Source organism: Paenibacillus sp. F024 (genome assembly GCF_057814255.1).
In genome coordinates this window covers 1-283 of record NZ_JBVASZ010000162.1, presented here as the reverse complement: position 1 = coordinate 283, position 283 = coordinate 1, and the positions used below count along the sequence as shown (strand labels likewise).

General features: G+C 42.4%; 1 protein-coding gene. It reads left to right on the top strand.

Annotated elements, in window-relative coordinates:
- The coding region (locus ACZYR9_RS27795) for a hypothetical protein (protein ID WP_488981519.1) at positions 1-283 on the top strand (283 nt) is incomplete at both ends.

Genomic DNA, 283 nt, shown 5'->3' with positions numbered 1-283 from the left:
ATTCAATGCGAATTCAACAATCCGCTTATGGTCTTTGCCAGCCTTTGGTTTATGGCAAAAATCGTGTTGCGGCAAATATGTTCTGGTATGGTGGTTTTACAGCCACAGCCCATACAACAACGAAAAAGCAAGGTGGTAAGGGTGGTGGCGTAAAAACCAAAAACACGACTTATACCTATAGCGCGTCCTTCATGCTTGGTCTCTGTGAGAATAAGATTAAGGACATTGGTATTATCTGGCGTGACAAAGAACAGATTGTTCCTAAAACGGAAGGTGGTATTCA